1 protein-coding gene is annotated in these 16715 nt (G+C 48.6%); it reads left to right on the top strand.

What is annotated here, in order from left to right; all coding sequences use genetic code 11:
* Position 1: 1 nt before the first annotated feature.
* Complete coding sequence (siiE, locus tag NBA72_RS14370; RefSeq protein WP_439005594.1) at positions 2-16687, top strand: non-fimbrial adhesin SiiE; 16686 nt, start codon at positions 2-4, stop codon at positions 16685-16687.
* The last annotated feature ends 28 nt before the right edge of the window (positions 16688-16715 follow it).

Raw genomic sequence — 16715 nt, 5'->3', positions numbered from 1 at the left:
TATGGGAAATAAAAGCATACAAAAGTTTTTTGCCGATCAAAATTCTGTAATTGATTTATCTTCTTTGGGTAATGCCAAAGGCGCAAAAGTTTCTCTTTCCGGGCCAGACATGAACATTACCACGCCGCGTGGTTCAGTGATCATTGTCAATGGCGCTCTTTATTCAAGTATCAAAGGCAATAACCTCGCTGTTAAATTTAAAGATAAGACTATTACCGGCGCTAAAATTCTGGGCAGCGTAGATTTAAAAGATATTCAACTGGAGAGAATTGACAGCTCATTGGTTGATTCTGCTCAGGTAGAAAAGAAAGGTAATGGCAAACGACGAAATAAGAAGGAAGAAGAGGAATTAAAAAAGCAGCTTGACGATGCTGAAAACGCAAAGAAAGAAGCTGATAAGGCGAAGGAAGAAGCAGAGAAAGCTAAGGAGGCTGCAGAAAAAGCGCTCAATGAAGCGTTTGAAGTACAGAACTCATCAAAGCAAATGGAAGAAATGCTGCAGGAATTTTTGGCTGACAATGTAGCAAAAGACAATCTGGCTCAGCAAAGCGATGCTTCCCAGCAAAATACACAGGCTAAAGCAACGCAGGCTTCTAAACAGAACGATGCTGAAAAAGTTCTTCCTCAACCTATTAATAAAAATACCAGCACTGGCAAAAGTAATAGCAGTAAAAATGAGGAAAATAAGCTTGATGCCGAGTCTGTTAAAGAGCCGCTTAAAGTCACATTAGCGCTTGCGGCCGAGAGTAACAGCGGTAGCAAAGATGATAGTATAACTAATTTTACCAAACCTCAGTTTGTAGGTAGCACTGCTCCCAATGCCACGGTTATTATTAAAATTAATGGTATTGCTGTCGGTCAGGCTGTAGCGGATAGTTTGGGTAACTTCACCTTTACAGCGCCTGAAACATTGACTGATGGAACATACAATCTGGAGGCAGAGGCCAAGACTGCTGATGGGAGCGGTAGCGCCAAACTTGTCATTACTATCGATTCCGTTACCGATAAGCCAACATTTGAACTTTCGCCTGAAAGTAGTGTGTCCGGTCATAAGGGCTTAACGCCGACCTTGACGCCTTCAATTGTTGGTACGGCGGAAGAGAATGCTAAGGTTGACATTTATGTAGATAATAAACTGGTTGCCAGCGTTGATGTCGATAAAGATGGAAACTGGAGTTATGAATTTAAAGATAATGAACTATCTGAGGGCGAAAATAGTATAAAAGTCGTTGCCGTAGATAAAGCAGGTAATAAAAACGAAACGACGGATAGTATCATAACCGACACCATTCCTCCGGAAAAGCCGACGATTGAGCTGGATGATAGTAGTGATTCCGGCATTAAAAATGACAACATTACTAATAGCACCCTGCCAACATTTATTGGTGTGGCGGAACCTGGTTCTACAGTCTCTATTTATCTTGGACTTAAACATCTTGGTGAGGTCATTGTTGCTAAAGATGGGACATGGAGCTATACGCTTACTACGCCGCTCAAGGATGGCGAATACAATATAACAGCAACAGCTACTGATATTGCCGGGCATACCTCAGCGACGGCAAATCTGCCTTTTACTATTGATACACGTATCAGCTATTTCAGCGCTGAGATTGAAACGACTGATGATAGCGGTATTGTCGGTGATAACGTTACTAACAATACTCGCCCAACCTTTACAGGTAAAACTGAGCCAAATGCTATTATCAGTGTCATAAATAGTGAGACTGGCGAAGAGGTTGTTTTTAAAGCGAATGACCAGGGTGAATGGACGTTCAATTTCACTTCAGACTCAGTGGAAGGGATTAACAATCTTACGTTCACTGTTGAAGATGTCGCTGGCAACAAAAAGGATTTTTCCTTTAGTTACGTTATTGATACTATTGCCCCTCTACCTCCGACGGTTTCTTTGGAAGATTATGTTGTTTTGCCGAATGGTATAATTTTATCAGGGAATGATTTACCGGCTTTAGTCGGTACGGCAGAGCCAAAGTCTACCATCTTATTGATGCGAGATGGTAAATTATATGACAGCATTGAGGTTGATTCAAACGGGACCTGGAATTATCAGTTTAGTAATAAATTTCTTCAGGGCGCCTATGATATTGAAATCATTTCTCAGGATGCCGCAGGCAATAAATCCTCTACTGTTAAATATTCTTTTACTATTCAAACTGAAGTTGTACCTCCAAAAGCGGAACTCGATGCCAGTGATGATTCCGGTGCAAAAGGCGACTGGATTACCAATAAACATAATGCTCTGACATTACTGGGAACAGCGGATAGGTTTGCTACCGTAAATATCCTTATCGATGGTAAAACGATAGGCGTGACGACTGCGGATGCAGACGGTAACTGGAATTTTGATATTTCCCGAAATCTGTCTGACAATGTTTATAAGATTACGGTTGAATCCATCGATCCTTTAGGAAGAACGTCATCTGTAGATTATCAGCTTACCATTGATAGCTTTACGCCGATCCCTACTGTTATGTTGCATGATAGCGCTGATTCTGGCGTTAAAGGCGATATGATTACTAAAATTAATACGCCGTTGTTTACCGGGATGGCTGAAGCTAATGCTAAGGTTTCCATCTATGTCGACGGTGTGTTAAGTGGCGAGGCTATTGCTGGCGATGATGGTGTATGGAATTTTCAATTTACCACAGCGTTATCCGATGGCTCGCATGACGTAACGGTAAAGGTAGAAGATATTGCCGGTAATACTGCCTCCTCATCAGCGTATAATTTCCAAATCGTAACGCAAACGCAAAAACCAACAATAGAGTTGGTCAACGATACGGGGGTTGATAATACAGACCATATTATTAATGAAAAGAATCCTGCACTGACAGGGACCGCTGCACCCTATTCAACGGTTAAACTCTATATTGATGGTGCACTGATCGCTGAGGTCAGAACAAATAAAGATGGCAGATGGGAGTATACCCTGAAAGCCGATCAAGGTTTGGTTGATGGCGATCATAGAATAACCGCTTCAGTTGAAGATATCGCTGGCAACATTGCCCATTCGGATCCTTTCTTAATTAGCGTCGATACTGCTATTTCAATACCGATAGTTTCATTGAGCCCGGATTCAGATTCGGGAATTTCAGATGATAATTTAACGAATATCGTTAAACCTACCTTGCACCTAAAAGATATTGATCCGGACATTATCAGTGTTCAGGTATGGGATGCCGCGTCTGATACGCAGATCGGTGTTGCCACGCAACAACCTGATGGTTCATGGGCCTATACCTTTACTTCAGATTTAACGGAAGGCTTGCATCAGGTTTATGTCAAGGTTGAGGACATTGCGGGTAATAAAGCGAACAGCGCGGTATTCGATTTTACTATCGATACCACAGTATCAACGCCGGTGATTTCCCTGCTTTCTAAGGATGATACGGGGGTTACAGGCGATAACCTGACCAATATCAATAAGCCAGGTTTTGCTATTTCCGGTGTTGATGCTGATGCGCATCGGGTCGTCGTACAGGTGATGCACAATGGCGTGAGCGAAGAGATCGAACTTTCCCACCTCAATGGTAGTTGGTTATTTACACCAGGGAATACGTGGGCGGATGGCAGCTACACGTTAACGGTGAAAGTAGAAGATAAGGCAGGAAATACCAACTACTCAACGCCGCTGACGGTCGTTATCGATACCCAAATCGCCATTGATGGGGTGGAACTGGTCAACGATAGCGGCGTGAAAGGCGATAATATGACCAACGACGACCGTCCCCACTTTCGTGTGACGGTACCTACGGATGTCAATGAAGTCCGTCTGAGCATTGACGGTGGTCATTCGTGGGTTCAGGCAACTCCGGGCGTAGCAGGAAGCTGGGAGTATATCTGGCCGACAGACCTGGCAGATGGTCAATACACGCTAACGGTGGAAGCGACTGATAAAGCAGGCAATACAGTGACGAAGACCATCGATTTCGCGGTGGATTCCACGCTGTCAGTGCCGGTCATCGTACTGAATAACGCGGACGACACCGGCATCCAGGGCGATAATCTGACGAATCGCACCCAGCCGACATTTGCCCTGCAGCAAATTGATGATGATGCCGTTCGCGTTACGGTCAGCGTGGAGCATGGCGGCGTCACCACTACATTTGACGCCACGAAAGGCACAGGCGGGTGGACCTTTACGCCGCCGGCATTATGGGCGGATGGTGATTATACCCTGAGTGTGTCAGTCGAAGATAAAGCGGGGAACACCAGCCATTCTGCATCGCTGACGGTGACGGTGGACACGCAAATCGCCATTAATAACATTGAACTGGTCAATGACAGCGGTATTCCCGACGATAATCTGACTAATAACGTGCGTCCGCAGTTCCAGGTGACGGTACCGACGGATGTCAACGTGGTGCGCCTGAGCATTGACGGCGGCAAGACGTGGTTCAACGCTACTCAGGGCGCGACGCCGGGCGCCTGGGATTATATCTGGCCGGATGATGTGGCCGACGGAGGCTATACCCTGACGGTAGAAGCGACCGACAAGGCGGGAAACCAGACGACGCAGGAACTTGATTTCACCATCGATACCACTCTGTCTGTGCCGACCCTCTCGCTGGACAGCGCAGATGACAGCGGCATCGCGGGCGATAATATCACCAATGTTAAAACGCCGGGCTTTACCCTCAACAATATTGATACCGATGTCAGCAGGGTGATAGTGGAGGTAATGCACAATGGTATTAAACAGGAGGTACCACTGGTTCAGACCGGCGGACAGTGGCGCTTTGCGCCGACCAGCGACTGGGCGGACGGCGACTATATCCTGACGGTGAAGGTAGAAGATAGGGCCGGAAATGTGAAGCAGTCCGCGCCGTTGACGGTGACAGTGGACACGCACATCGCCATTGACCGTATTGAACTGGTTAACGACAGCGGTATCCCCGACGATAATCTGACCAATGAAGCGCGCCCGCACTTTCAGGTGACAGTACCGGCGGATGTTAACGGTGTAAGACTGAGCATTGATGGCGGCAAAACGTGGTTTGACGCCACGCAGAGCGGGACGTCGGGCGTCTGGGATTATACCTGGCTGACGAATGTGGCTAACGGCCCTCACACCCTGATGGTGGAAGCGTCCGACAAGGCGGGAAACAAAACGACGCAGAAACTGGACTTCATCATCGATACCCTGCTGTCAGAACCGACGATTACCCTGGACAGTGCGGATGATAGCGCCGCTGGCGATAACATCACCAACGTTAAGATGCCAGGCTTTACCCTCGGTAATATCGACGCCGACGTGACCAAAGTGGTGGTGACGGTGGCGCATGATGGTAAGAACCAACAGATAGAGTTGATTAAGAACGGCGGTGTGTGGCGCTTTACGCCGGGCGCAGCCTGGACCGATGGCGACTATACGCTGACGGTAAAGGTAGAAGATAAGGCGGGTAATACAAATTATTCTGCGCCGCTGACGGTGACTATCGATACGCAAACGTCTATTGATCGCATTGAACTTCTTAATGACACGGGTATTGTTGGGGATAACCTGACCAATGAAGCACGTCCACAGTTTCATATTACGGTACCGACGGACGTGAACTCTGTGCAACTGAGTCTTGATGGCGGCATCAACTGGGTTAACGCAACGCTGACGTCTGACGGCGTTTGGGAGTATATATGGCCGACAGATCTGGTCGAAAATACGTATACCCTGACAGTGAAAGCAACCGATGTTGCAGGCAACACGGCGACGGAAACGCTCAATTTTATCATTGATACCACATTGTCGACACCGACCATCACGCTGGATAGCGCAGATGATAGCGGCACCGCCAACGATAATAAGACTAACGTTAAAACGCCGGGTTTTATTATCGGCGGTATTGATTCTGACGTGACTCAGGTCGTCGTGCAGGTGATGCGCGATGGTCACAGCGAGGAGGTGGAGCTGACGCAGACTAACGGGCAGTGGCGTTTTGTACCTGGCAGCGCGTGGACTGATGGCGACTATACGCTGACGGTAACGGTGAAAGATGAGGCGGGTAATATTCGCCACTCAGCGCCGTTGACGGTCACCATCGATACGCAAATCGCCATTGACCATATTGAACTGGTCAATGACAGCGGTATTCCCAACGATAATCTGACTAATAACGTGCGTCCGCAGTTCCAGGTGACGGTACCGACGGATGTCAACGTGGTGCGCCTGAGCATTGACGGCGGCAAAACGTGGTTTAACGCCACACAGAGCTCGACGTCGGGCGTCTGGGATTACACCTGGCTGACCGATGTGGCTAACGGTTCTCACACTCTGACGGTGGAAGCGACCGACGCGGCGGGAAACAAGGCAACACAGAACCTGGAGTTCAACATCGACACCCTACTGTCAGAGCCGACTATCGCTCTGGACAGCACGGACGACAGCGGAACAAAAGGCGATAACCTGACCAATGTGAATAAGCCGACGTTTATACTGGGCAATATTGACGCGGACGCACGGTATGTCACGGTTGAGGTACAGCATGGCGGCACGAAAGAGGTGCTGACGGCCACCAAAGGCGCGACCGGCATCTGGAGCGTGACACCGACCGGCACATGGGCAGATGGCGACTATACGCTGACGGTGAGGGTGGAGGATGATGCGGGGAACGTAAAATACTCAGCGCCGCTGACGGTCACGGTTGATACCCAAATCACCATTGATGATATTGAACTGGTTAATGACAGCGGTACTAAGGGCGACAATCTAACTAACGACGCCAATCCACATTTCCGCATCACGGTGCCAGGGGATGTCAACGAAGTCAGTCTGAGCATTGACGGCGGTGTAACCTGGGTTAAGGCGATGCAAAGCTCGAAGTCGGGCGTCTGGAATTATACCTGGCCAAAGACATTGGCAGATGATGACTACACGTTAACGGTGAAAGCGACTGATAACGCAGGCAATACGGTGACCAGGACGCTCGACTTCACTATTGATACCACGCTGTCGACGCCGGTTATCGTACTGGATAGTGCGGACGATACCGGTGTCCAGGGCGATAACATGACCAATCGCACCCAGCCGACATTTAACCTGCAACATATTGATGATGATGCCGTTCGCGTTACGGTCAGCGTGGAGCATGGCGGCGGCGTCACCACATTTGACGCGACTAAAGACGCAGGCGGATGGACCTTTACGCCGCCGACATCATGGGGGGCGGGCGATTATACCCTGAGTGTGTCAGTCGAAGATAAAGCGGGGAACACCAGCCATTCTGCATCGTTGAAGGTCACTGTCGATACCCAAATCGGCATCGACAATATTGAACTGGTTAACGACAGTGGTATCCCCAATGACAACCAGACCAACAACGTGCGCCCGCAGTTCCAGGTGACGGTACCGACGGATGTCAACGTGGTGCGCCTGAGCATTGACGGCGGCAAAACGTGGTTTAACGCCACACAGAGCTCGACGTCGGGCGTCTGGGATTACACCTGGCTGACCGATGTGGCTAACGGTTCTCACACTCTGACGGTGGAAGCGACCGACGCGGCGGGAAACAAGGCAACACAGAACCTGGAGTTCAACATCGACACCCTACTGTCAGAGCCGACTATCGCTCTGGACAGCACGGACGACAGCGGAACAAAAGGCGATAACCTGACCAATGTGAATAAGCCGACGTTTATACTGGGCAATATTGACGCGGACGCACGGTATGTCACGGTTGAGGTACAGCATGGCGGCACGAAAGAGGTGCTGACGGCCACCAAAGGCGCGACCGGCATCTGGAGCGTGACACCGACCGGTATGTGGGCGGATGGCAGTCATACGCTGACGGTGAGGGTGGAGGATGATGCGGGTAACGTAAAATACTCAGCGCCGCTGACGGTTACGGTCGATACCCATATTGCCATTGATGATATTGAACTGGTTAATGATAACGGTATTCCCGGCGACAACCTGACCAATGACGTTCGTCCACACTTCCGCGTCACGGTGCCAGGGGATGTCAACGAGGTACGTCTGAGTATCGACGGCGGTAATACGTGGGTTCGTGCAACACAGGGCACGGCAGGGATCTGGGATTACACCTGGCCGAAAGATGTGACCGACGGGCTACATACCCTGACGGTAGAAGCGACCGATAAGGCGGGAAATAAGACGACGCAGACGCTCGATTTTACCATTGATACCCGGCTGTCAACGCCTACCATCACTATGGATAGCAGGGACGATACAGGCGCCATTGGCGATCATATTACGAGCGTCAAAAGGCCGGGCTTTACCATTGGCAATATTGACGCCGATGCGCACTCGGTCATTTTGCGGATCACGCAGGGCAGCAATAGCCAGGAAGTGAAACTGACCCAGGTCGGCGGTCAGTGGCGCTTTACGCCAGATGCTGACTGGGCGGACGGTAGCTATACGCTAACGGTAGAAGTCCAGGATAACGCGGGGAATGTCCGCCAGTCCACGCCGCTGATAGTGACGGTAGATACGCAAACCAGCATTACCGATATTACATTGGTCAATGATCATGGCGTGCCTGATGACAATCTAACTAACAGCACCCGTCCGCAGTTTGAGATCACGGTGCCGGCGGATGTGAATTCTGTGCAACTGAGCATTGATGGGGGCGCAAACTGGGTGAGCGCGGCGCAGGGTATCGAAGGCGTCTGGGGCTATACCTGGCCAACGGATATGGGCGATGGAAAACACACCCTTACCGTCATGGTCACCGACAGAGCGGGCAATACGGCGACGCAAACGCTTGAATTTTTCATCGACACCCGGTTGTCGACGCCGACCATTGCGCTGGATAGCACGGATGATACCGGTACGCCTGGCGATGATATGACCAATCGCACCCGACCGACCTTTATTCTGCAGAATATCGATTCGGATGTTATCAACGTTACAGTCAGCGTCACGCATAATGGAACGACAACCTCGTTTACCGCGACACAGGGGGCTGGAGGCTGGAGCTTTACACCGCCAGCGCCGTGGGGCGACGGTGATTATACGCTGACGGTGACAGTGGAGGATCGGGCGGGAAATACGCGTCCGTCTACGCCGCTGACGGTGACAGTGGATACGCAAATAGCCATTGATCATATTGAATTAGTCAACGATAGCGGCGTCCCTGGCGATAATGTGACAAAACATGTGCGTCCGCAGTTCCAGATCTCGGTACCGGATGATGTGGAAAAGGTTCTTCTGAGTATTGACGGCGGCACGACCTGGGTTACTGCAATCAAGAGTTCGACGGCTGGCATTTGGGATTACACCTGGCCGACGGATATGCCAGAGGGACAGCATACCCTGACCGTGGAAGTGACTGACGGTGCGGGTAATAAGATGACAGAGACGCTCAATTTCACTATCGACATCACGTTGTTAACGCCAACCATTGAGCTAGCGCCCGATCAGGATACCGGACAGAATAAGAACGATAATCTGACTAGCGTCACTCAGCCGGTATTTGTGTTGGGGAGTATCGATAAAGATGTTCGACACGTGGAATTGAGTATTGAGCATAACGGCACGTTTAAAACGGTGGTACTCACCGAATCAGCCGACGGCTGGCGCTATCGACCGGATGCTGCTTTGGCGGACGGTAGCTACACATTCACCGTGACGGTAACAGATGTGGCAGGCAACCAGCAAACATCCGCGCCTTTAAAGGTGACGATAGACGGTACGTTGACTACGCCGGTGATTGAACTGGCAGCTGGCGAAGATAGCGGTACTGTTGGCGATCGCCTCACCAATCACGATCGGCCTGTGTTCGACATACGCCAGGTTGATTCTGACGTTACGCGCGTGATGGTCAAAGTAACTTACAACGGTAAAACGCACGAGGAAGCGGCGGTATTCACCAATGGTCAATGGCGCTTTACGCCTTCTGCGAGCTGGGCTGATGGCTCATATCAGTTAGCCGTTGTGGTGGAAGATCTGGCGGGGAATGTAAAAGAATCTGCGCCGTTAGAGGTGCGTATTGATACCACGACAACCATTAACAATATCGTATTGCTTAATGATACTGGCGTGCAGAATGATCAATTAACGAATGTTGCCAAACCGTCATTCAGAATTGACGTTCCCGGTGATGTCATCCAGGTACGCGTAACCCTGGATGGTGGCGCTAACTGGAATGTGATACGCAAAAATGCCGACGGACAGTGGATTTTTGACAGCCCGAATACTCTGGTTGACGGCACATATACCCTTCGCGTAGAGGCCACGGATCAGGCAGGTAATATTGCGAATAAAGATTTAGTATTTAATATCGATACTAATATACAGGTTCCGACTATTGCTTTAGACGCAGGACAAGATACCGGAGCGAATACCGCCGATAATATCACTAATATTTCACGACCCACCTTTACGATTGGTAATGTTGACCCCGATGTTATCAAAGTCGTGGTGACGATTGATGGTCATGATTATAACGCGACTAAGGTTGGGGCTGGTTGGCAATTTACACCAGGCAATGCCATTCCGGATGGTTCTTATAATATTACCGTTACGGTTGAAGATAAGGCCGGAAATACCGCGACATCGAAACCATTACCTGTTGTGATAGATACAACGGCTGAAATTGAAAGCGTCACGTTGGTTACAGATAGCGGTGATAGCGATGTAGATAACATTACCAAAGTCGACAAGCCGCAGTTTAGTATTGTTACCGCTGATGATATTACCCATGTGCGCGTTAAAATCGATAACGCCGCTAATTGGATTGAACTCACAAAAGGAGGGGATGGCCGCTGGATATTTAATGTCGGTTCGGCATTACCTGATGGGCAACACACTCTCTTGGTTGATGTGACTGATATCGCCGGCAACGTTGCGCAAGAAACGCTGCAGTTTACGATTGATACGACTCTGCGAGAGCCGACAATTGTACTTGATCCCACCCATGATACTGGTGATGATACTAATGATAATCTTACCAGGATTAACAAACCGGTGTTTATTATCGGTAATGTCGATAATGATGTATCACACATTGTGGTTCATATTGATGGTCGGGATTACACCATTGAAAACACAGGGGGGAATTTAACCTTTACGCCGGATCAACCGCTGTCTGACGGTCAGCATACGATCTCTGTTACCGTAACGGATATTGCTGGTAATACCAAAACATCGGCCGAACTGCAGATTGAAATCGACACGCAGGTTCAGATTGACAGTGTTACGTTAACAACAGATAGCGGCGTCAACGATCACGATAATGTCACCAATGCTACCCGTCCTTCTTTTGAAATTGCAACGCCTGATGATGTGACATCGGTGCTGGTTTCTTTCGATGGCGTAAACTGGACGCCCATCAGTAAAAATGCGGCCGGGCAGTGGCAATTTACTGCAGGTAGCACATTGTCTGATGGTCATTATACTCTCCATGTCCAGGCGACGGATCGGGCAGGGAATACGGCAAATTCCACGCTGGGCTTCACCGTGGATACGCAGATTGACGGCCTGAGCGTCGTGATGCTGGACGACGCCGGAAAGGATTCTACGGATGGTATTACGAATATTACCTCTCCACGTTTTGAAATTTCAGCCAGAGAACCGCTGCAGAGCGTGACGGTAATTTTAAACGGGAAATCCAGCACACTGACTCAGGGGGCTGGTAATAAATGGCTATTTACCCCTGATACACCGTTAGTGGATGGAACTTACAAAATAGAAATAGTGGCTGAAGATATCGCAGGTAATAAAATTAGCAAAGAGGTATCATTCACAATAGACACTATTGTTTCTGATCCCAGTATTGATTTGCTGAATGCGGATGATACTGGCGAAAGCGCTGTTGATAATATTACGAGTGTCACTAAACCACGTTTCGTTATTGGCAATGTACCCGCCGATATTGATACTGTTGTAATCAGAATTAACGGCGTTTCTTATCCGGTTACGGCAAATGGCAATAACCTCTGGGAATTTCAGGTTCCCGTTGCGTTAAACGATGGCGTATACGAAGCCGTTGTTGTCTTCAGAGATATTGCCGGAAATACTTCTGAAACTAAGCTGCCCTTTACCATTGATACCACGACAAGCGTCAGTGTCAGAATGGAGCCAGCGTCTGATACCGGCAGCTCCAATAGCGATAACCTTACGAATAAGCAAAATCCCAAATTCGAAGGTACTGCGGAGCCTAATGCGAAACTGGTGATTACCATTGTTGACGATAAGTCAGGTCGGGAGGTTTTAAAACACACGATTACGGTTGGCGCCGATGGCAACTGGAGTGTGACGCCGAATATACTGCCGGATGGCATGTATACCATCAACGTCGTCGCAACAGATGTCGCGGGAAATACTGCGCAAACGCAGGAAAGATTCACTATCGATACGGTTACGATCGATCCCACCATTCGCCTTTCGGATCCATCTATTGATGATCAGTATGAGGCAACCAGCCTGCGTCCTGAGTTCAAAGGGCTCGCCGAAGCGTTCTCGACGATTATGATTCAGTGGGATGGGAAAGTGGTCGGCTCGGCAAACGCCAATGCGAATGGCGAATGGAGCTGGACGCCGCCATCAGTATTAGCGCCAGGCTCCTATGTTGTGAGCATTGTTGCCAAAGATAAAGCGGGTAATGAATCGTCGCAGGTCGACTTTCCTGTCGTAATACCTGTTATTGATGTCACGCCTCCAACCATAAAGCTCAGCGAGGAGAGCGATAGTGGTGCCTTAGGAGACTTTACCACGAATAATAAAACGCCGACCCTGGTTGGGAACACGTTACCTAATGCGATTGTGAGTATTTATGTGGATGGCGTGAAGGTCGGCGAGGCGACAGCGGATACAGCGGGTCGATATACTTTCCAGTTATCGGAAATGAAAGATGGCCATTATGTCGTCCAGGTGGGTATCGTCAACCCTCGCGATAATAGCGAACTGCGTTCCACCGCCGTTGATGTCACTATCGATACCGAGGTTGCTGAACTGGTATGGAATATATCTGGAATGCATGAGGGCGGATATATCAATACGGTGACGCCGGAGATTGGCGGCACCAGTGAGCCAAACAGCAAAATCACTATCTTTGTGAATGGCGTTGAAAAAGCGATTGCTTATACGACAGGCGCAGGACACTGGGGCGTAGTATTACCCGCTTTGGGTAATGACGGTAATTATGAATTAACGTTTAAAGTTGAAGACGTTGCCGGCAATATCAGAGAGTTTGGTCCGCAGAATGTAATACTGGATACAGTAATTTCGCCGTTAACCGTGGTATTACGCGAAGCTGATGACAGTGGCAAAGTTGGCGACTGGATCACCAATAAATCTCATGTCACCATCGATGGTACTGCCGAAGCCGGAAGTACTTTAACCATCAGGAATCCGCAGGGGGTGGTTATTGCTACCCTGGTGGTAGGCAATGATGGTCGATGGAGCGCAGAATTAGATCTGCGTGAAGGTAGTAATGCCTTTGTCGTGGTATCGGAAGATAAAGCGGGCAACAGCCAACAAAAAGATATTCTGATAGAACATGATACGCAGATTGAAATCAGCGATATTTCATTAAGTCGGGATACTAATAGCGGTGATAAATATGATCTGATTACCAATAATAAGTCTCCGGTACTGGTTGCCATGACCGATCCCGGCGCGACGGTACAGGTTTATATTAATGGTGTGTTACAAGGCACAGTAGAGGCGAGTTCGTCAGGTAATATTAGCTATACCATGCCGGCAAATAGCGCCGACGGCGAGTATCAGGTGCAATTTGTTGCTACGGATACTGCTGGCAACCGGGTTGAGTCTGCGATTACAACCGTGACAATCGATTCTCAAATTGCTGTCTTTGACATTGATGAAGATTCATTACCGGCCCTCTCTAATAACCGGGCGTTGTCAGTCTCAGGTGTCGGGGAGGCTGGTTCTCAGGTCAGCATCTTTGTCGATGGTAAATTAGTCAACGTTGTTATGGTTGAGGCTGATGGCACATGGCGCGCGCCGATACTGCTGCAAGATGATGGTAAGTTTAATATTCATTTCAGCATTACTGACGTTGCTGGTAACACTGAAGTGAGCAAGGATTATAGCGTGGATGTCGATTCATCAACCGACTTCCCAACGCTCAACCTTGAAGATGCGAGCAACTCTGGTTCACTTGACGATCTGATTACTAGTCACAACAAGCCTGTGTTAGTAGGCACCGCAGAAGCGGGAGCCACAATCCATATTTATGTGGATGAAAAGATCGTGGCAAATGTGCTTGTGCTTGAAGATGGAACCTGGTCCTATCAGTTTGATAATGCGTTAAAAGATGGTGAATATTCTATCCGAGTGGTTGCCGAAGACCCGGCAGGTAATACGGCAGAATCGCCTCGCTTACTCGTCACGATAGATACCAGTACGTTTATCGATAATCCTGTTATGATGGCAGGTTCTGATAACGGTATTTTCAGTAATGATAGTATAACGAGTCAAACCCGGCCTGCGTTTAGTATTTTTGGAGAAATGAACCAGAGTGTTCAGATTTTCATTGATGGAGTGCTAGTCGATACGATCACGGTGACGGACAGAAATCAAGTTTATCGACCTGAGTCACCGTTGGGCGATGGTTCCCATAGCATTTATTATGTTATCACCGATAAAGCAGGCAACACGGCTACCTCGAAAACGCTAAACTTTACTATCGATACCTTTAATACGACGCCTGTCGCCATTGATTCTATCGGCGGACAAACGTTAGCAGAGATGACCGGTAGTGATGGCAAAATATATATAACGGACACGACACGTAACTTATTGTTTAGTGGCAGTGCCGAGCCCAATAGTAAAATAGAAATCATCATTAATGGCTTAAATGTGGGGGAAGTTTGGGTTAATGAAAAAGGCCACTGGCAGATGCCGGTGAACCCGCTTTATTTCACAGAAGGCCAGCTGGATATCACTGTTAAATCTACGGACCGTGCTGGTAACGTAAATCAGGAAAAGTATTCCATTTGGGTCGATACGCATATCCAGGTATTTACCAGCGAGCTTGATGACAATAAATCATCATCGAAAACGGACTGGTGGAGTAATAGCTCCACTATTACCATGAGAGGTATGGGGGAAATTGGCGCTACGGTATCATTAATCGTGGCAGGGGTCACGCTGGCAACCGCTGTCGTTGCGGCTAATGGGCAGTGGGAGTTATCGACCGATCGGCTTCCGGAAGGGAAATACGATATCACGTTGAGTATTGAGGATAACGCAGGCAACCGTAAGGAAGAGGTACATGAAATATTTATTGATCGAACGCCGCCAAACGCTCCGGTCGTAACTTATTCAGATATTGTCAACGATCTAATTATTATGCAGGGAACGGCGGAAGCCAAATCTCAGCTAATAATAACCGATAGTAATGGGAATACTTATACGCTAACCGTTCCTGATAATGGTAAATGGAGTATGGCGATCCCGTATCCATCGGAAGGGAAGTTTACCATTACGAGTGTGGATGCGATTGGTAACCGGAGTGATGATGTCCCTCTCGATATCATGAAAGAGACTCCTGTTATTTCATTATCTCCAGACTCAGACAGTGGTACGGTGGGCGATAATATTACGCGAGATAAGCAACCTACCTTTATTATCGGGAATCTGGAAAGCGATGTTGTGGTCGTTCAGGTCGATATCAATGGGACCGTATATAATGCTGAAAAAAATGCCGATGGCGTTTGGTTCTTTACGCCAGGTACACCGTTAGCTGATGGTTCCTATACGATATCGGTAATCGCAAGCGATGCCGCGGGTAATCAGAAAAACTCGTTACCCATTACCGTTACGATCGACAGTACGCTGACCGTGCCGGAGATTGCGCTGGCAGCAGGTGAAGACAATGGCGCTTCAGACAGCGATAACGTGACGAATCACAATCACACCCAGCCTAAGTTCACGCTGCAGCATATTGATGCTGATGTGACCGGGGTGACCGTAAACGTGACGCATAATGGCGTGACAGACATCTATCAGGCGACGCAAGACGCGGATGGCTGGACATTCACGCCGCCAGCCGCCTGGAATGATGGTACCTACACGCTGAGCGTGACGGTGGTGGATCGCGCGGGGAACTCACTGCAATCTGCTTCGCTGGAGGTGACGGTTGACTCAACGGTGACGGTAACAGCAGATAGCCAGCATGACGATGAGATCGATGATGCCACGGCAACAGCGGTTACTCCACCGGAGTCTGAAACAGTGAATGCCGAAAGCGCTACGCATCTTCGAACTGTGCCGTCGGCGGCGGAAGAAAGCGTGGTGAAGGAGACAGCCTATAGTATTACATTGTTAAACGCTGACTCTGGGGATGAAATAGATCGTTCAATTAGTCAGACACCTTCTTTTGAAATATCAGTACCTGAGAATATTGTTAATGTCAGTGTTATGTTTGAAGGAGAAGAGTTTACTCTGCCGATAACTAACCAGAAAGCAATATTCGAAGTTCCGCTATCTTTGGAAGATGGTGAATATACTATGGACGTGAAATTCATTGATAAGGACGATGATTTCCTGATTAAGGAGAAAACATTCTCAGTCGATCACTCCTCGGCGGATATTGTGAACGCAATGAATGCAAGAGGAAAGACCGAGGATGATATTAATGATTCCCCTTCCACGAGTTCTGTAGGGCACAACAATAACGGCGCTATTGATGTTTTCGCCGTTAATGAAGTTACGCTACCTGTAGATAATCAAGAAGAACACGCATAATAACGGAGGCCCCTCACCTTTGGGTGAG

The sequence above is a fragment of the Salmonella sp. NW1250 genome, from assembly GCF_051812965.1.
Taxonomy (GTDB): Bacteria; Pseudomonadota; Gammaproteobacteria; order Enterobacterales; family Enterobacteriaceae; genus Salmonella; species Salmonella enterica.
This window is presented reverse-complemented; position numbering and strand designations above follow the sequence as displayed.

Bases quoted from the DNA above. Each gene is read 5' to 3' on its own strand.
- siiE (WP_439005594.1), top strand. From the start codon at position 2: ATGGGAAATAAAAGCATACAAAAGTTTTTTGCCGATCAAAATTCTGTA.